The sequence below is a fragment of the Mesorhizobium sp. YL-MeA3-2017 genome (genome assembly GCF_030814575.1).
Lineage (GTDB): Bacteria > Pseudomonadota > Alphaproteobacteria > Rhizobiales > Rhizobiaceae > Mesorhizobium > Mesorhizobium terrae.
Map to the genome: position 1 here is coordinate 90277 of NZ_JAUSVH010000004.1, position 16285 is coordinate 106561.

A 16285-nucleotide genomic window follows, 5' to 3' on the forward strand; every position below is an offset into this window, starting at 1 on the left:
GAGAAGCCGGACGATCGTCCGGCCCGGAAACGCGAAGACCGGCGCGCGGCCGGGCTTGTCGTGGGTGTGGCTCAGTGCCGCCTAGGGTGTCGCTCCAGGCGACGGAGGCTGCGACTCCGGGGAAGCCTTTGCGGCCTCGTTCCAGAACTCCTCGAGGATGTCGGTCGTGGAGCGGTAGCGGACAGCCTCGGCCGTGATCAGCATGACACTGCCGCCGAATCCGTCCGGCCGCATCTTCGTGCAGGTGAAGGCGGTCGTGACGACGATCTCGGCGGTCGTAGTGGACCGGCGCACGATGTCTTGGAGCATCCGGTCCCAACCGGCATCGCCATCCGTGAGGTCGACGTCGATGTCGTCAGGCGGATCGTCGCCTGCATCCTCGTCGTGGCGCGCGAGGAGCATGCCGACGTGCTTGGCGATGCAGCTTTCGGTCTCCGTGCGAGACGCCTCGAGCGCCGTGCGCAGATCGTCGACCGAGAGTGTCACGACGTCGCTCGGCCCGCACCACGAATGGAAGTAGACGCCGCCCGCGTCGTCTTCCGTGTCGAAGGCGAGACCAAGGATCAGCCGCTCCAGCGGCGTGATGTCGACAGCTGGTATGCTCGGCTGTACGACGGTGGGTGAGTGGTAGTCGGCCATGGCGCATCCTCCTCACGCTGCGATCGCGTCAGGGAGGTAGCGCAAGTGCACGGGCAGCTTCGCCGAGACTTCCGCGTCGGTCAGGCGGTCAAGCAGCTTCGCGACCGTGCCCTGCTTTCCACCGTAGACCAGCACCGTGCGCAGCCCGCGCAGATGCGCGGGCCAATTCTCGCCTGCGTATCCGCGGTAGTCGCCGTGCGTGCTCGACCAGATGTGCTCGAGCCGTTCCTCCCGCGTCATCGCCTTCACCGGCCGCGACTCGCGGTCGACGATGACGGCGCGCATCCGGTCGGGGGAGGCCCGGTCCGCGAGATCGCAGTAGCCGTGGAAAAACCGCTGGCGGCCATCGATCGTCAGGGAGAAGAAGACGCCGGTGACGCTGCCGGTGAGGAATTCGCGCATCGCGAACATGTCGGCGCGCATCCACCGCGGCGGCAGGATCTCGAGCATGTAGTCGTACTCGGCCTGGCCGACTTCGAACCACTCGCCGCAGTGAAGGGCGCTGTCATCGTTCTGCCAGCGGGTCGGCCGCTGCGCGTGGCGGTCGAACATGCTGAACATCTGCCGGCGGTCGGCTATGCCTTGGTAGACCTTGCGAATGGACGTGAGGGTCATGAGCGGGCTCCTTTCAGCCTCGTCGGGCTGGAGCGCGGCTCGCCTCCTTCGGCTCGCCATCCTCTTCAGCCCTTCTGACCCTCCCTCACGGCCGCCTCTCCGGTCCGGCGGGTCAAGGGCCGCGGCACGCGGGCGAAGCCTCCCTTGACGCGCCGGCCGGGCATGCGGCAGGTCACTCCTCCTTTTCCCTTCCCCGTCTTTCTCCCTCCTTCACTCTCGCAAGCCGCTGCTCAGCGCTCCGGATGGCGGCGAGCGCAGCCCTGAACAGCGCAGAGCCGCGCTCCTCCGAAAGGTCCGACGCGGCCGCTACAGCGACGCAGGCGGCGTGGACGTCCGAGTCGGCGACGGAAGCCGGCGACATCGTGACGGCGTCGTCGTTCGCGATGACTTCCTCGACGGCCGCGCGCGCCTCCTGCTCGTCGAAGGACAGGAGGATGTGCGCGCGCGGCTGGGTCGCGTCGACATCGGGGTCCCGCGCGCCGGCGAGGATCGCTTCGGCCTTGGCGGCCGCGAGCGCCGCGCGGTCTGCCCAGTAGGCGCGGGCCGCCGCGTCGTGCGTGCCGGCCAGCACCTTGACCAGGCCGAGCAGCACCTCGAAGTGGTCAGCCTTGCGCTGCAGGGTCTCGTCGTAGTGCGACGGCACTTGCAGCGCTGGACCGCTGTAGGCCGTGTCCGCGCCTTCCCAGGCGCCTGTGACGTAGGTCTCTCCGGCGGACTCGTAGTCGCGCGCCTCCTTCTCCCAATCGTCGTCCTCGATGGCGAGGCGGCACGCCTCGGCGAGGGTCGGCGCGTCGTAGCTGCGCTGGCGGAAGACGGGCAGGCGGTAGGTGGTCTCGATTGTGTAGACAGGCATTGGCGGTCCCTTTCCTTCGGGTGTTCAAGACACCCTCGGCGGCCGCCTCTCCGCCCGGCCGGGTCAAGGGCCGCGGGACGCGGGCGAAGCTCCACCCTTGACGCGGCCGGCGGGCATGCGGCAGCGGACACCCTCTGCCGGCATCTCCTTCTTCGTCTCGCTCGTTCCTTCACGCTGTTTGGACGGCGGTCGCCGCGCTGCTTCTCGCGACGGGCGCTACTTGCCGGCAGCCGAGGCTTGCCTCGGGAGCGGAAGCGGATCGTCGGAGAGCGTCCGGAGGAATGCGATGACGTTCGCTCGGTCGTTCCCGTCGGGCAGGCCCGCGAATGTCATGAGTGTGCCCTTCACGTAGTCCCGCGGCGCAGTGATGAAGTCGCTGACCATCTGGTAGTCCCAGTGAGCCTTCCCGCCCATCGAGAAGGCTTTCATCGCCGGCGAGTAGTTGAACCCGGGATGCGAGGCGACCGCGCGCCCGATCACGCCCCAGAGATTCGGGCCGACCTTGTTCGGGCCGCCCCTGGTGCCGTCGTGGCAGGCCTGGCAGCGCTTGAAGATCGCTTCGCCCTTCGCGGCGTCGGCCGACAGGAGGAGCGCGCTGATTGCGACGCGCTTCGGCGCAGCGGCCGCAGCGCTCTCACCTGTCGGCGCCGCCGCCTTCAGGATGTAGCCGGGTGTCCGCGGCGGGGGATTGGCGAAGATCGCGTCGGACAGAAGCGAGATCGTGAAGACGACGAAGGCGGCCCCGAGCAGGGCACCGAGTATTTTGTTGATCTCGAACGAATCCATGGGCCGCTTCCTCCATCGCACAGAGCAAGGTTCGCGCTGCAGTCGTCGCGACGTCCTCTCTGCTCGCCGGCTCGGTCTGGATTCTCCTTGCAAGTGACGGTCGCCGGGCGCGGAGGGGTCCCGAAAACAATCTAGGAATCCCTACTGCACAATGAGAGCGCGCGGGCCTAGCGGGAGCATCGCCGCGTGGACGCGCGGCACCGTCTTTTGGACTTCTCGCCGCGTGCTCCGCCGATGCCGCTATCCCGCCTTGGCCAGGGGCTCGCTGTCGATGCGCGCGAGAAGCGCCTTCAGGTCTTCGTTCCAGTCGCCGGCGCGCGGCCGCGAGCGCGCGAAGGCCGCGCCAGCCTCGGACGCGATTAGGCGGATGCGGTCGGCGTAGACGTCGCCTTGGCGGTTGTTGTCCGTCGCGGCGACAAGCCGGGTGCCCGGCCGCTCGGCGAGCCGGCGGATGGCGTGCTCGCTTGCGGGCGACCAGCCGCCGCCTGTGCTGACGTAGAGGGTGTCGGGGCGCAGAACCTGGATTGCGGCGAGGCTCATCGCGTCGATCGCAGCCTCGGTGACGCAGACCCGCGCTGCCGCCGATGGGCCGAGCCGGAACAGTTCCTTGGCGCCGCCGGTGGAGAAGCCGCGCCACTGCGGGCCGCGCTCCTCCCATCCCAGGAGCAAGCCGCCGCCGTCGCGGTGTGCCGCCCACATGCTGCCGTGCGGCCCTTCCCGTAGCGCGTCCTGCTGGACCGCGGCGGCGACGACCGACTCCGGGATTCCGCGCTCCCCCGTCAGGTATCGCCAGGTCGCGGTGCCCGCACGGGGCTTTGCGCGGCGGGACCAGCGCGCGGTGACGGTGTGGACGGGCGCCGGGCGGCTCGGCCGCTCCCACGCCGGCGCCGTGGGGACGAACCCCGCGAGCGCGGCGACGCGGGCCGAGGCTTCCACGAAGCCGTGGGCGCCCAAGTGTACGGCCAGGTCGAACACGTCGCCCTTCGCCGCCGACAGCGGGTCGAACCAGCCGCGGCCGTCGTGGATCACGATGACGATCCTCGCGTCGCGGCGGTACTTCACGGCGCGCCGCGTGCTCTCCTTCACGTCGACTTTCCAGCCGTCGTGCTCCAGCAGGGCGGCGCAGCCGACCCTGCCTCTCAACTCCTCGATTTCAGTCTTCTCCATGGTTTTCACTGCGCGGGCTCCCAGCCCGGTCCTTTCTTCGGTTGACGCCCGTCTCCACACCGACGGCACGCCACCCGCCTGCCGCGAAGCGTGCCGGATGCAAGGGCGCGATGGCAACCCTTTGCGCTGGTTCGGAGTCGACCGCGGCGCAGCCTCCCTTGCATCGGGCGCAGCGCCAGCGGCACCGGCCGGCTCAGTGAGCCGGGGACCACGGGTCGTACTCGTGCACGATGGTGTCCTCGTCGCCGTCGTACTCGCTCGAGACCATCACGCCGAAGGCGTCGTCGACCTGGAAGAGCACCACGGGGACCATCAGGGTGCGGGCGAGGTTGAAGGCGTTCTCCTGGGCGAGGTTGAGGTTCTGCGACATCGTTGGGCTCCCGTCTTGGGGCGGGGACCATCCCCGCTCGACAGGCGCCGACGTGTCCGGGCGCGGCCGCGGTCACCTCGCAGGCGCAGCCGCAGAGGTCGCACGCTTGCGTAGCGAACCCCTCGCGGGTTGATCGTGGAAGGGCGTGGCCGGACCAAGGAAAGCCTATTCGAGAGCGGGGTGGTCCTTCCCCGGACGCATGGGGGCGCGGTTGTCGCCGCCTCGGCCCCGCCGGGTCTGCCGCCGTCTCGTTCGCGTTGCGGCGTGTGCCTTCCTCACCGCGTCGACGTCGGCTGCCGGGCGAGACGCCCGCGGCGCGGGGAAGCCCGCGCCTCCGCTACTCCGCCCGCTCCGGCAGGTGGCTCTGGCTCGCCAGGTCGAAGAAGCGGGTGAACTCGCCCTGGAACGTCACCGCCACGGTCCCCGTCGGGCCGTGCCGCTGCTTGGCGATGATCACTTCGGCCTTGCCGCGGGCGTCGCGCATGTCGGCTTCCCAGGCGAGGTGCTCCTCGGTGCCCGGCTTCGGCTCCCTGTTCTTGAGGTAGTACTCCTCGCGGTAGACGAACATGACGACGTCGGCGTCTTGCTCGATCGAGCCCGACTCGCGGAGGTCGGAGAGTTGCGGCCGCTTCTCGTCGCGGTTCTCCACGCCTCGCGAGAGCTGGGAGAGCGCCACGACCGGGACGTTGAGCTCCTTGGCGAGCGCCTTCAGGCCGGTGGTGATCTCCGTGACCTCCTGCACGCGGTTCTGCGCGCTGCGCTGCGGCTTTCCCTGCATGAGCTGGATGTAGTCGACGATGACGAGGTTGAGCCCGCGCTGCCGCTTCAGGCGGCGGGCGCGCGCCGCGAGCTGGGCGATGGAGAGCGCACCGGTCTGGTCGATGAACAGCGGCAGCCGGCGCATCCTCTCGCGAGCGTGGAGGAGCCTGTCGAATTGCGCCTCCGCGATCTCGCCGCGCCTGATGCTGGAGGAGGAGACCTCGGCCTGCTCCGACAGCACGCGCGTGGCGAGCTGCTCCGACGACATCTCGAGCGAGAAGAACGCGACGATGCCGCCTGCCGGGTCTGCCGTCGCGCCGGCCTGCGTCGCCTGCTGCCGGGCGCTCGCCACGTTGAAAGCGATGTTGGTGGCGAGGGAGGTCTTTCCCATGCCCGGCCGGCCCGCGATGACGACGAGGTCGGTGGGCTGCAGGCCGCCCATTCTCGCGTCGAGGTCCTTGAGGCCCGTGGCGAGCCCCGACAGGCGGCCGTCGCGCTGGTAGGCCTGCGCGGCCCGGTCGATCGCCGTGTCCATCGCGGCGTCGAAGGTCTCGAACCCGCCGCCGTACCGGCCCGTCTCCGCGATCTCGTACAGGAGTTGCTCGGCATTCTGGATCTGGTCTGCCGGCGCGCTGTCGACATCCGCCTCGAAGGCGGTGGCGAGCATGTCCTCGGCCACTTTGATAAGCTCGCGGCGCACCGCGAGGTCGTAGACGGTCCGGGCGTAGTCGGGCGCGTTGATGACGGTCGTCGCCTCCGCAGCCAGCCGCGCGAGGTACTGCGCGGCGGTCAGGCCGGCGACGTCGAGCGTCGCGGGCAGGAACGTCTTCACCGTGATCGGGCTCGCGATCCTGTTCGAGCCGATGAGGTCGGTGGCGATCTCGAATATTCGGCCGTGCAGCGGCTCGAAGAAGTGGTTCGGCTTGAGGAAGTCGGCGACGCGGTGGAACGCGTCGTTGTTGATGAAGATGGCGCCGAGCAGCGCTTGCTCCGCCTCGATGTTCTGCGGGAGCTCGCGGGAAGCGGGCGCGTCCGGCGCCCTGAGTTTGAGTGCGGCTTCTGCCACGTTTCCTTGCCCGTTAGCCCCGTTGTCGGTGTCTGCGATCGTCTGGCGAACCTGCGTCGGCTGAAGGCGAATCGTCCGCCGAGAGCAGAGTTTACCTTCGACGGGCCTGAATCCAATCGCCTGCCGGCTCGCTTGCGTCAGGGATGGCAGCCCTCTGGGGGGAGACCCGCGAGGCGGGGCTCCAGCGCAGCCGCCAGCCCGGCCCCGCAGGGGCGACGCCCAGGCCTTCCGCGCTGCGCAGCACGTGAGACTCGCTGACCCGTCTCGCAGCTTCTCCGGCAGATTGCTTGGCGCCTCGCCGGATTCTCCCGCCCGCCCAAACGCTTGCTTGCGCGTCGCGCCGGGAGATCTGCAGGCGAATCCATCTGGAACACGGCGCGGCAAGGGGTTATGAGTCGTTTGGGGCAGTACGCGCTGCCCTGGGGCGTCGAAACCCCTACGAGCGGTTTGGTGCCGGCCGTTACGGCGCCGCACTCCTTGACCTATGGTCGGGGAGCCTGTGGCGTATGCAACAGGTTCACCCGAACTAAAGGCCATAGGGCCGTCTCGTACGGTTTCGAACTCCCCGATCACCAGTCAGAGAGGGTTCGTTTGCGGGGGCGTACCGCAGACACTGTTCTCTTCGGGGAGAGTTCGAGTGGCCAGCAGCTCGCTCGAGTCGCAGGCAGTTGACGCCCACCGCGCCTACGTCGAGGCGCTGGCAGAGTGGGAGCGCGCGTTCCACGCCGCGAACTGCCCCGCTTGCCGGGCGGGAGACGCGACCGACAGCGAGCACGCGGCGCGCTGCGCGTTCGCCGAGGCCGAGAAGGAGCGCCGCCGCGTCGTGTTCCGCGACTTGTGCGACGAGCTCGGCTACGTGCCCAGGGGGCACGGGGTCGCCCTGCCGCCCACAGAGTGCCCGGCGCGCGGAAACTAGCGGCCGCCTCGAGTCCGCCCCTCCGTCATCGGGCTGTCACGGCGCTCCGCTAAGATCGCCTCCGCGAGCTGGCTGCCGTTGCGCCCCCGCCGAGCCTGCGCGCACTCTCGCAATCCCGGTCGAATCCAAGGCTCCGCACGGCAATGGTCTTTTCTGACCATACCGGCGCTGCGCAACGCATGGCCAACTCGGCTCGTCCAGCAAGCCGAGGAGACGCCCATGCTCTTGGTCATCACCGGCTCGGACGTCAGCCGCCACGCGGCGCTGATGGACCGGGCCTTCCGCTTCCGCCACGCGGTGTTCGTCGAGGAGAAGGGCTGGGAGGACCTGCGCCAGCCTGACGGGCTCGAGCGCGACAGGTTCGACGACGCGCACGCGGTCCACCAGCTCTGCATGCGCGGCGACGAGATCGTCGGCTACCAGCGCCTGCTGCCGACGACGCGCCCGCACCTGCTGACCGATGTGCTCGGGGATCTGTGCCGGCGGCGCCCGCCGCGCGGCCCGCGCGTCTTCGAGTGGACGCGCTTCTGCGTCGCGCGGGGACACCGCGAGGTGCGCCCGTGCGGTGAGAGCCCCTTCCTCGAGCTCGCGCAGGGCGTCGTGGAGTGGGGGATGGCGAGCAAGGTCGACACCGTCACGGTCGCGATCGACTGGCGGCTGATGGTGATCGCCATGCAGTTGCGCTTCTTCGTGCGGCCGCTCGGATTCCCGAAGCGGATCGGCCGCGACGAGGTAGTCGCGCTGCGTATGTCCTTCAACCGCGAGACCCTCGACGCGATCCAGGCGGCGCGCGGCACGGGCGAGCCCGTCCTCGCCGAGGCCGCGTGAACAACCGACTCGAACCGAGGAGATGCCTGTGATCCGGACTGCCGACACCAAGATCGTCGCCCACGAGCTCCACGCCCGCTACGACCACCTCAGGGCCGTCACGCTGATCGGCAGGACCATGCAGAAGGCGCTGTTCGCCGGCCGCTCGGACGAGGTCGTGTTCTGGGCGCTGGTCCACGCGCACTACTGCGGCGGAGAGCTGTGCGCCTCCACCGAAGAGCAACTGCGTTTCTTCGCGTCCTTCATCGTGCCCGACCCCTCGGAGGTGAACTGAGCGCGGTCGTCTAGACGTCGGTCGGGTTGACGACGATCGACGCGCTCGAAGCCGTCGGCGGGTTGACGGCGATGCCGGTCGAGGTCGGGAAGTCGCCCGGCCCGCTCGGGCTCTCCTGGCACACCGCCGGCTGGTTGCCGGTGAAGCACGACGCGTCGTAGCCGGCGCCGCGGATGAGGTAGCTGCAGACGCTGACGCCGTTGCCGTCCTTCACGTTGCGCGCGTTGCAGTCGCCGCTCGCGGCGTAGTTCGCGAGCTTGCCGTTCTTGCCGCAGCCGAACTGGCACGCCATCAGGATCGCGGACTGGTCGATCGTCGCGCAGCGGCCGCCCGAGCAGACTTGCTGGCCGACGAGCGAGGTGAGGCCGTTCTTCTGCGCCTGCGACCAGGAGTTCTGCTCGTACTGCGTCCAGGCGACCGTCTGCGCCTGCGGGTTGGAGAGGAAGCTCTGCGCGCTGCCGTTGTAGTAGCGCTCGAACGTGCCCGGGCAGAACTGGAAGGCGCCGAGGCAGCCGGCTTGGTTGACCGACCCGAAATTCCCCTCGCTGCTCGACACCTTGGCGGCGAAGTCGGCGCAGTTTGCGGGGATGCCCGCCGACGTCAGGCTCGCGGCCGACTCGCCCGCGACCGCGAGCGTCGCCGACAGGCAGAGCGCGACGCCTGCGTTGAACAAAACCGATTTGACGGCACGGCTCATGGCTTGCCCGCCCCCACCTCGAACTTGAAGTCGCCGTTGACCAGGGTCTTGCCGTCGGCGCTGAGGAGGAAGGGGTGCTCGGCGAACGCCGCAGCCGGCCCCGTCTTCGACAGGCCGGCGAAGCGCGGGTCGTCCGGCGGGATGACCTGGTGCATCATGTCGTCGACGAGCACCGTGCGGCGGCCACCCGGCCCGATGCGCACGAGGCGCGTCGGGCAGGTGCTCGACGAGCAGTCGTCGTTCCAGACCTGCGAGACGAGGAGGTCGCCCTTGGCGCTGCGCAGCTCGTACTCGTGGATCGTCGCGCCGCCGGGACCGCCCGCGAGCGCGTCGTCCGCCCAGACCTTGTCGGGGTCGTGCTCCACGTTCCGGTAGGTGGTCTTGTAGGCGAAGGCGGCGTCGGCGGCGCAAGCCGGGGCGACGGCGCCGGCGGTAAGGAATGCAGCCGCCAGCAGCGGGATGGCGTGGCTTCGCATGGGCGGTCTCCTTCTCACTGCGGACCCGCGGCGGGCGCGAGCGGCGCAAGCGGTATGGCGAGCGAGCAGCCGTCCACCGCCTTGTGGTTCACGATCATCCCGGTCCTCAGCGTCCGGGTCTGCACGTCGTACGACGCGTACGCGGCGGACGCGTCTGGGTCGGGCGGCGCGCCGGGGGCGAGCTCGAGGAAGCAGGCGCGGCCTCCGTCCATGGTGCGGACCTGCAGTCCCTCGTACACCGCGATGCGCAGCGGGCAGAGCTTCACCGTCGCGCGCGCGTCGGGCGCAACCGACTTCACCGTGCAGCCGATCGCGGTGTCGAGGACGCTGAGGACGACGGAGCGCCGGCTGCTCCAGATTACGAAGTGCGCCTCGGTGACGGGCGCGTTGCCGCCGGCGAAGCGGCGGTCGCCCCGCGCGCGGTAGCCTTCGTTGTTGCGCTCGATTGCCTCTTTCCAGATGTCGGCGTAGGTGGCGGTCGCAGGGGAGGGGCGCTGCAGGTCGGCGTAGGACATCGGCCGCCAGGCGCCCGGGTCGGGCGTCACCGATTGCGCGAGAGATCGAACGTCCGACATAGCGAGCCCAGCCAGCAAGAACGAGGCGAGCGCAGCCTTCCGCGCAAACGCCTGTCGTATCTTACAACATCTAATATACTGTCTCAACCCCAATCGCGTCCGCATGGCACAGGCCGCTACTCGTAGCGGTCGCGGCCCGGGACCCACCACCAGAAGTCCTTCGGCGAGCGCTCGCGGTTGCGCCACGGCACCGCGGTGCGCGGCGGGTACGCCGGCTGCATGTTCCACACGTCCGCGTAGTAGTAGAAGTTCGCCGTCTCGCGCCGCACCCGGCGGCCGCCCGCGTCGAGGAAGTCGGTGGCGCAGTGCACGACGGGGCCGCCGTAGCGGGTCACGCGCGCCGTCTGCGCGTCGAGCGCGCCGGGCTTGCAGCCGAACAGCCAGACCGACACGGGGTACGTGCGGTCGGGCGGAGCCGAGGCGAGCAGGCGGCGGTACGCCGCGTTCGCCTCGGGCTGGGTCGGATAGGGGAAACGCTCGGTCAGGATCGGCGCGAAGGTCGAGCGGTCGGGGGCGTACTCGAGGCGGCCGGGCTTGACCTGCGCCGGCGCGTACATCGGCTCCGGCAAGGGCGGGCCTGGTTCGGCCGCCGGCGGGCGCGGCCCGGCGCAGGCGCAGAGCGACAGCGCCAAGGGAACGGCAAGGGCGAAGGCTGAGCGGGTCATCGCGTCGCCTCGCTGCGCGCGGGGGACGATGCCGGATAGCTGGCGCGCCAGTCCCACGGCATCTGGAAGGTGCTGGACCAGAGGCCGCGGTAGGCCTTGCGCGCCTCCTGCTCCGCCAGCGCGTAGGCGCGGATGGCCGGGTCCGCGTCGGTGCCGGGCTTGGCGACGGCGACGCCCGCGCGCAGCATGTCCGCCGCGAGGTCGGGGTGGCCCGCCGTCGCGCAGCGGACGAGGCGCTCGCCCGCCTCCTCGCGCAGCGTCGCGCAGGCGAGCCACGCGTTGAGCGTCGCGGTGACGAGCCAGGCCGTCGCCATCGTCCCGCACGGCCACGGCTGGCGGCCGAGGCGCGCCGACTGGCCCGGCGCGCAGGTGTCGATGCCGTAGAGCCGGTAGGCCTGGCCCGTCTCGATGTCGCGGAAGCGCTGGCCGTCGACGACCTCGACGCGCAGCGGCGGAGACTGCGGCGGGATCTTCGGCGCGTAGATGCCGGCGTCCCGCTCCGCCGGCTGCGAGGCGGCCACGCCGCCTCCCGCCGCGGCGAGTAGGATGGCTGTCAGCAGCAGCACGCGGTCACGCCGCGGCATCGTCGCGGGCGCCGAGGTCGAGCTTGTTGAAGACACTGGCGATGATGTCGGTCGTGTAGACCGTCTCGCCGTCCTTCTTGTACGACCCGTCGGCGATGCGGCACTCCGCGTAGACGGGGTTCCCCTTCGCGACATTGGCGATGACCCAGGCGGCGGCCTTCTCGTTGAGGATGCTGACGGTGACCCAGTCCGTCTCCTCGTGGCGCTCGCCCTTGCCGTCGGTCCACGCCCGGTCGGTGGCGATGTTGACCTTCGCCGACTTGTTGAAGGCCTTCGGCGCCTGGCCGACGAAACCGCGGACGATGAAAAGGTTTGTGGTTCGCATGCTCGCTCCTCTGGTTTGCAGTGGTGGCTCAAGGCTTTTTCGCCGCATCCGGCGGGGCCGCTGGCTCGGCGCCCGCCTGGTCCTGACGCAGCGCGCGCAGGATGATCGCGTTGGGGTCGGGCACGTCGGCGAAGGCCCAGAAGCCGGCCTTGGCGCGCTGGGCGACGAGCTGCGCGACGAAGTAGGGCGTGTGGACGGGCTGTCCGTCGGGCTTCAGTGCGGCGAAGGCGAAGCCCGTCGAGATCAGCGCCGTGCCGAGGTCGATGCGCGATCCGGCGGCCGCGCCCTTGGTCGGGTTCGCGAGGCAGAAGACGAAGACGGTCCGGAGCCGGCGCGACTCGGCCGCGTCGTAGCACTGCGGGCGCAGGTCGCGGGCGAGCGCCGCGAGCATGGCGAGGGAGGCCTCGCCGCAGTCGCGCTTGAGGCCGTGGGCATTGGTGAAGTCGGTCCCCCTGAGGCAGGCCTGCACGCCGTAGAGGCGGTAGGTGACGCCTGACGACGACCAGCTGTCGCCGGTCAGGTAGACGGCGTCGTCCGGAATCGGAAACCAGGGCGACGCCCCCTGCGCGGCCGCCGACGCGGCGAAGAGGAGCGCCGCGAAGACTGCCGCCGAGGCCGTCGCGCGCGCCACCCTAATAGCCCTGCAGCGAGAAGTAGAACCGCTGGACCCCGTTCGCGGTGCTGATGTCCACGAAGTAGGGGTCGGTGCGGCGCTCCCGCGGCGTCGCCGGATAGGTCGTGGTGCAGCCGCCGTCGCCGCCCCCGCAGGCGTTCTGCGGCTTGGACAGGTCGGCGCAGAGCTCGCCGTCCGGCGAGGGCGTCACCGCGCCGCCCGCAGTGCCCGTGGCGGCCGTCAGCCCGGCCGGGCAGGCCTGGTAGGGCTCGTAGCCCGGCCCGCTCGCGTGGCCCTCCGAACACGACGGCCAGCCGCCGCCGTGCGCGAGCCGGTGAAACAGCTCCTGCATCACGGGAACGCAGTAGGGGATGCCGGACCAGCCCGGGCTGCTCGCCGCCGCGCACAGCAGGACCTTGCAGCCGAACGACGCGTCCTGCGCCGCGGCCGGCGGGGCGGCGGCGGGCGCGAGGCCGAGGCAAAGCAAGGCCGACAAGGCTGCGAAGCGGTTCATCCATCCCTCCCGATCGAACTGGGGACGTCGGGCAACAAGCTGTTGCCAAGGTAACAACATCTAATATATTGTCTATTGAAAAGTGGAGGCTGGCATGCGCGTGGGGGTGGCTGCAATCGGGTTGGGCGTTCTCGCCGTCTGCGCCGGCGCGCGGGCGCAGGACTTGCCGAGACAGCCGCGCCTCGCAGCCGTCGACGCCTCGGGCCGCGTCGTGCCTCTCGACGCACCCGGACTTGTGGCCGCTCCGGCGGCGGCAGGACCGTGCCCGGCCGCGAGCGCGATGGCGCCCGGCGACGCGAGGGCGCTCGTCGCGCGGATCGCCGGGGAGGAGGGGTTCTACCCCGACCTCGTCCAGGCGGTGGCCAAGAGCGAGAGCCACTACGACTCCGTCGCCCTCTCCGACAAGGGCGCCTTCGGGCTGATGCAGCTGCTTCCGCAGACCGCCGACCGCTTCAAGGTCGACCTGTGCGACCCGGCCGGCAACGTCCGCGGCGGCGTCCGATTCCTGCGCAGCCTGCTCGACAAGTACAAGAACCCGTTCTTCGTCCTCGCCGCCTACAACGCCGGCGAGGACGCGGTCGCGAAAAGCCGCGGCGTGCCGCCATATCCCGAGACCGTCCGCTTCGTCGCCCAGGTCGTCAACGACGTCTACGGCTGGCCCGGCCCCGGCGCGCCCGAGCGCGGTGCCGCCGGCACGCTCGCGGCCGCGCAGCCCGACGTGGTCGAGGTCAGGCCCAAGGACGAGCTTCCTCGCCCGGCCTCAAGCAAACCGCCAGGAAAAGGGGAGTGGAGCGATGGCTTCGTCATGCACGTCGACTGACAGGGAGGACTTTATGAGGCGATTGGTTTCGCGCGGGCCGGCCGCGCTCGCACTGCTGGCGCTGAGCGCCGTCGACGCCGCGGCGCAGTCCGGCGGGACGCTCCAGCCCGTGCAGTCGACGCTGACGCAGCTCGTGCAGGCGCTGACCGGACCGATCGCGACGGCGCTCGCGACACTGGCCGTGATCGCCTGCGGCCTGTTCGCGTGGTCGGGCCGGCTGACCTGGGGCATCGCCGGCAGCGTGATCTTCGGCATCGTGCTGGTGTTCGGATCGGCGCAGATCGTCCAGTTCTTCCAGTCGGCGGTGGGCCAATGACAGGGGAGGAGCTCGACGACCCGCTCATCACGCCGCTGGTCAAGGCGCTGACGCGCGCGCCGACGCTGATGGGGGTGCCGTACATGTACTTCATGTTCAACGGCGTGGTGTCGAGCGTCTGCTTCCTCGTCACCCACAACCTGCTGATGCTGCTGGTCGCCATCCCGCTGCACCTGTTCGGCTACGTCATGACGCTGAGGGACGACAGGATCTTCGAGATCCTGTTCGTGCGCTCGACGAAGTGCCCGCCGCGCACGCGCGCCTTCTGGGGCGCCGACAGCTATTCCCCGTGAGGCGCCGATGGTCGCGCGCGCGCTCCTGGACGAACTGACTTTCGGCGCCGTGTCGCGGCGCGAGCGGCCGGTCGCGTCCCACATCCCCTACACGCGCCACGTCGACGACAACATCGTCAAGACGCGTGACGGCTTGGTCCTGACGGTACTCAAGCTCGACGGCTACTCGTTCGAGACCTCCGACATGAGCGAGGTCAACGCGAGGCTCCTCGGCCGCAACGACATCGTCCGCACGCTCGCCAACTCCCGCTTCGCGCTCGCGTCCCACATCGTGCGCCGCGAGGTGCAGCCGCGCATCGCCTCGACCTTCGACAACGCGCTCTGCCGCGAGATCGACGAGCGCTACGACGCCGCGCTGTCGAAGCGGCGCATGTTCGTCAACGACATCTACCTCACCATCGTGCGCCGCCCGCTGCAGGGGCAGGCGGGGACCTTCGACGCGCTGATGACGAAGGCGCTGGGCCGCAGGGACGCGGCGGGCGAGTCGGTCGCCATGCAGACCGCGCTCAACGAGCTCAGGGACGCGGCGACAGCCGTGCGCGAGAACCTCGCCGCCTACGGCGCGCGGCAGCTCGGCGTGGTGCGGCGCGACGGCGTGTGGTTCTCCGAGCCGCTCGAGTTCCTCGTCCAGATCGTCGACGGCGGGCTGCCTCGCCCGATGCACCTGCCGCGCATGAACCTCGCCGACGCGCTGTCGCTGAAGCGCGTCTTCTTCGGCCGCAACGCCATCGAGGTCCGCGGCGCGGGGCCAGAGGACACGCGCTTCGCCGCGATGATCTCGATCCGCGAGTACCCGGCGCAGAGCGGGCCGGGCTCGTTCGACAACCTGCTGCGCGTCCCGCACGAGTTCATCGCGACGCAGACCTTCGCCATCGTCGACCGGCCGGTCGCCGCCAAGCAGATCGACCGCGTGTCGCGGCAGGTCGACATGTCGGACGAGGCTGGCTCGATCGTGGCGGAGCACCTCGACGAGGCGCGCGACGAGTTGCTCGCCTCCGAGGCGATCTACGGCGAGCACCACATGACGGTGATGTGCCTCGGCCGCGACCTCGCGGAGGTGGGGGCAGCCGTGACCGCCGCCGGCGCCGCGCTGACCGACCGCTCGGTGATCTGGGTGCGCGAGGACCTGAACTGCGAGCCGGCGTTCTGGGCGCAGCTGCCGGGCAACTTCGCCTACATCGCGCGCAAGGGGGTGATCTCGTCGAAGAACTTCGCCGGCTTCGCGTCGCTGCACAACTACCCGAGCGGGAAGCCGGACGGAAACCACTGGGGGCCGGCGATCTCGGTGTTCGAGACCACATCGCAGACGGCCTACTACTACAACCACCACGTCCGCGACATCGGCAACTTCACCGTCGTCGGCCCGACGGGCTCCGGCAAGACGGTGTTCCTCTCCTTCATCGCGGCGCAGACGCAGCGGATCGAGCCCCGTCCGAAGGTCGTCTTCGTCGACAAGGACCGCGGCGCCGAGATCTTCATCCGCGCGCTCGGCGGCCAGTACGAGGCGCTCGTCCCCGGCGAGCCGACGGGCTTCAACCCGCTGTCGCTGCCGGACTCGGCCGCGAACCGCGAATTCCTCTACCAGCTCTTCGCGTTCATGCTGAGGCCGGCCAAGGGCGGCGACCTCTCCGCGTCGGAGGAGCAGGTGATCCGCAACGCGATCGCCGCCGCGCTCGCGGCGGGGCCGGAAGGGCGGACGCTCAAGGCGTTCTCGACCCTGCTGCGCGGCCGCATCAGGGCGGGCGAGGGCGACCTGCTGGCCCGCCTCGAGAGCTGGATGCGGCCGGACCAGCGCGGCTGGCTGTTCAACAACGACGAGGACCAGTTCGCGATCTCGAGCATCTTCGGCTTCGACATGACGCGCGTGCTCGACGACCCCGTCATCCGCACGGCGGCCCTGATGTACATCTTCCACCGCACCGACGAGCTTTTGACCGGCGACCCCGTCATGATCTTCCTCGACGAGGGTTGGCGGCTGCTCGACGACGAGGTGTTCGCCTTCTTCATCCGCGATAAGCTCAAGACGATCCGCAAGCAGAACGGCATCATCGGGTTCGGCACGCAGTCGGCGGCCGACATCGTCCGCTCGCGCGCCTCCAACACGCTGATCGAGCAGACAAGCACCAACATCTTC

Annotated in this window: 22 protein-coding genes; 7 read left to right on the top strand and 15 right to left on the bottom strand. The window is 70.0% G+C overall.

From position 1 onward, the window contains the following. Nucleotides 1–81: 81 nt before the first annotated feature. The 7 genes from QFZ88_RS29405 to QFZ88_RS29435 form a co-directional block, all read right to left on the bottom strand. Nucleotides 82–639 (bottom strand): hypothetical protein, encoded by a 558-nt coding sequence (locus QFZ88_RS29405; protein WP_179654442.1) that lies wholly within the window; start codon nucleotides 637–639, stop codon nucleotides 82–84. 12 nt (nucleotides 640–651) lie between these two features. Next, nucleotides 652–1254: a DUF1419 domain-containing protein gene (locus QFZ88_RS29410; protein WP_179654444.1), complete on the bottom strand. Its 603-nt coding sequence runs from the start codon at nucleotides 1252–1254 to the stop codon at nucleotides 652–654. A 172-nt stretch (nucleotides 1255–1426) separates the two neighbouring features. Continuing rightward, nucleotides 1427–2107: a hypothetical protein gene (locus QFZ88_RS29415; RefSeq protein WP_179654446.1), complete on the bottom strand. Its 681-nt coding sequence runs from the start codon at nucleotides 2105–2107 to the stop codon at nucleotides 1427–1429. A 216-nt stretch (nucleotides 2108–2323) separates the two neighbouring features. Then, nucleotides 2324–2893, bottom strand: coding sequence for a c-type cytochrome (locus QFZ88_RS29420; protein ID WP_179654448.1), 570 nt, complete (start codon nucleotides 2891–2893; stop codon nucleotides 2324–2326). A gap of 240 nt (nucleotides 2894–3133) precedes the next feature. Continuing rightward, nucleotides 3134–4060 carry a DUF3991 and toprim domain-containing protein gene (locus QFZ88_RS29425; protein WP_179654598.1) on the bottom strand — a complete coding sequence of 309 codons (927 nt, stop codon included), beginning with the start codon at nucleotides 4058–4060 and terminating at the stop codon, nucleotides 3134–3136. A 193-nt stretch (nucleotides 4061–4253) separates the two neighbouring features. After that, the gene (locus QFZ88_RS29430) at nucleotides 4254–4430 is read right to left on the bottom strand and encodes a hypothetical protein (RefSeq protein ID WP_012564801.1); all 177 of its coding nucleotides are present in this window, start codon (nucleotides 4428–4430) and stop codon (nucleotides 4254–4256) included. Nucleotides 4431–4767: 337 nt separating this feature from the next. After that, complete coding sequence (locus QFZ88_RS29435; protein WP_179654450.1) at nucleotides 4768–6255, bottom strand: replicative DNA helicase; 1488 nt, start codon at nucleotides 6253–6255, stop codon at nucleotides 4768–4770. Nucleotides 6256–6892: 637 nt separating this feature from the next. Here QFZ88_RS29435 and QFZ88_RS29440 point away from each other — a divergent pair. The 3 genes from QFZ88_RS29440 (at nucleotide 6893) to QFZ88_RS29450 (ending at nucleotide 8273) form a co-directional block, all read left to right on the top strand. Continuing rightward, complete coding sequence (locus tag QFZ88_RS29440; RefSeq protein WP_179654452.1) at nucleotides 6893–7171, top strand: transcriptional repressor TraM; 279 nt, start codon at nucleotides 6893–6895, stop codon at nucleotides 7169–7171. A 219-nt stretch (nucleotides 7172–7390) separates the two neighbouring features. Next, a complete protein-coding gene (locus QFZ88_RS29445; protein WP_179654454.1) occupies nucleotides 7391–7999 on the top strand; it encodes an acyl-homoserine-lactone synthase in 609 nt (202 codons plus the stop codon). 28 nt (nucleotides 8000–8027) lie between these two features. Further along, entirely contained in the window at nucleotides 8028–8273 is a 246-nt protein-coding gene (locus tag QFZ88_RS29450) for a hypothetical protein (RefSeq protein WP_179654456.1), read from the top strand. 10 nt (nucleotides 8274–8283) lie between these two features. Here QFZ88_RS29450 and QFZ88_RS29455 read toward each other — a convergent pair whose 3' ends face one another. The 8 genes from QFZ88_RS29455 to QFZ88_RS29490 all read right to left on the bottom strand — a co-directional run bounded on the left by QFZ88_RS29455 (nucleotide 8284) and on the right by QFZ88_RS29490 (nucleotide 12722). Continuing rightward, nucleotides 8284–8970 carry an acyltransferase gene (locus tag QFZ88_RS29455; protein WP_179654458.1) on the bottom strand — a complete coding sequence of 229 codons (687 nt, stop codon included), beginning with the start codon at nucleotides 8968–8970 and terminating at the stop codon, nucleotides 8284–8286. Next, nucleotides 8967–9446: a hypothetical protein gene (locus tag QFZ88_RS29460; protein ID WP_179654460.1), complete on the bottom strand. Its 480-nt coding sequence runs from the start codon at nucleotides 9444–9446 to the stop codon at nucleotides 8967–8969. Before QFZ88_RS29460 ends, QFZ88_RS29455 begins: the two co-directional genes overlap by 4 nt. Before the next feature lie 14 nt (nucleotides 9447–9460). Beyond that, the gene (locus tag QFZ88_RS29465) at nucleotides 9461–9961 is read right to left on the bottom strand and encodes a hypothetical protein (protein ID WP_307421010.1); all 501 of its coding nucleotides are present in this window, start codon (nucleotides 9959–9961) and stop codon (nucleotides 9461–9463) included. Nucleotides 9962–10137: 176 nt separating this feature from the next. Then, the gene (locus QFZ88_RS29470) at nucleotides 10138–10686 is read right to left on the bottom strand and encodes a hypothetical protein (RefSeq protein WP_179654464.1); all 549 of its coding nucleotides are present in this window, start codon (nucleotides 10684–10686) and stop codon (nucleotides 10138–10140) included. Beyond that, entirely contained in the window at nucleotides 10683–11252 is a 570-nt protein-coding gene (locus tag QFZ88_RS29475; protein ID WP_307421012.1) for a thermonuclease family protein, read from the bottom strand. The genes QFZ88_RS29470 and QFZ88_RS29475 overlap by 4 nt, the downstream gene beginning before the upstream one ends. Before the next feature lie 4 nt (nucleotides 11253–11256). Continuing rightward, complete coding sequence (locus tag QFZ88_RS29480; RefSeq protein WP_179654468.1) at nucleotides 11257–11595, bottom strand: single-stranded DNA-binding protein; 339 nt, start codon at nucleotides 11593–11595, stop codon at nucleotides 11257–11259. Between the two features lie 28 nt (nucleotides 11596–11623). Next, nucleotides 11624–12226 (bottom strand): thermonuclease family protein, encoded by a 603-nt coding sequence (locus QFZ88_RS29485; RefSeq protein WP_179654470.1) that lies wholly within the window; start codon nucleotides 12224–12226, stop codon nucleotides 11624–11626. 1 nt (nucleotide 12227) lies between these two features. Further along, nucleotides 12228–12722 carry a hypothetical protein gene (locus tag QFZ88_RS29490; protein ID WP_179654472.1) on the bottom strand — a complete coding sequence of 165 codons (495 nt, stop codon included), beginning with the start codon at nucleotides 12720–12722 and terminating at the stop codon, nucleotides 12228–12230. Nucleotides 12723–12816: 94 nt separating this feature from the next. On the opposite strand from QFZ88_RS29490, the gene QFZ88_RS29495 reads away from it, so the two are divergent. The 4 genes from QFZ88_RS29495 to QFZ88_RS29510 all read left to right on the top strand — a co-directional run. Further along, complete coding sequence (locus QFZ88_RS29495; protein ID WP_179654474.1) at nucleotides 12817–13542, top strand: lytic transglycosylase domain-containing protein; 726 nt, start codon at nucleotides 12817–12819, stop codon at nucleotides 13540–13542. A 13-nt stretch (nucleotides 13543–13555) separates the two neighbouring features. After that, a complete protein-coding gene (locus QFZ88_RS29500) occupies nucleotides 13556–13858 on the top strand; it encodes a TrbC/VirB2 family protein (protein ID WP_179654476.1) in 303 nt (100 codons plus the stop codon). Further along, nucleotides 13855–14151, top strand: a complete 297-nt coding sequence (locus tag QFZ88_RS29505; protein ID WP_179654478.1) for a type IV secretion system protein VirB3 — start codon at nucleotides 13855–13857, stop codon at nucleotides 14149–14151. Before QFZ88_RS29500 ends, QFZ88_RS29505 begins: the two co-directional genes overlap by 4 nt. 7 nt (nucleotides 14152–14158) lie before the next feature. Further along, nucleotides 14159–16285 (top strand): VirB4 family type IV secretion system protein (locus tag QFZ88_RS29510; protein ID WP_307421015.1); only part of this gene is annotated, 2127 nt, incomplete at its 3' end.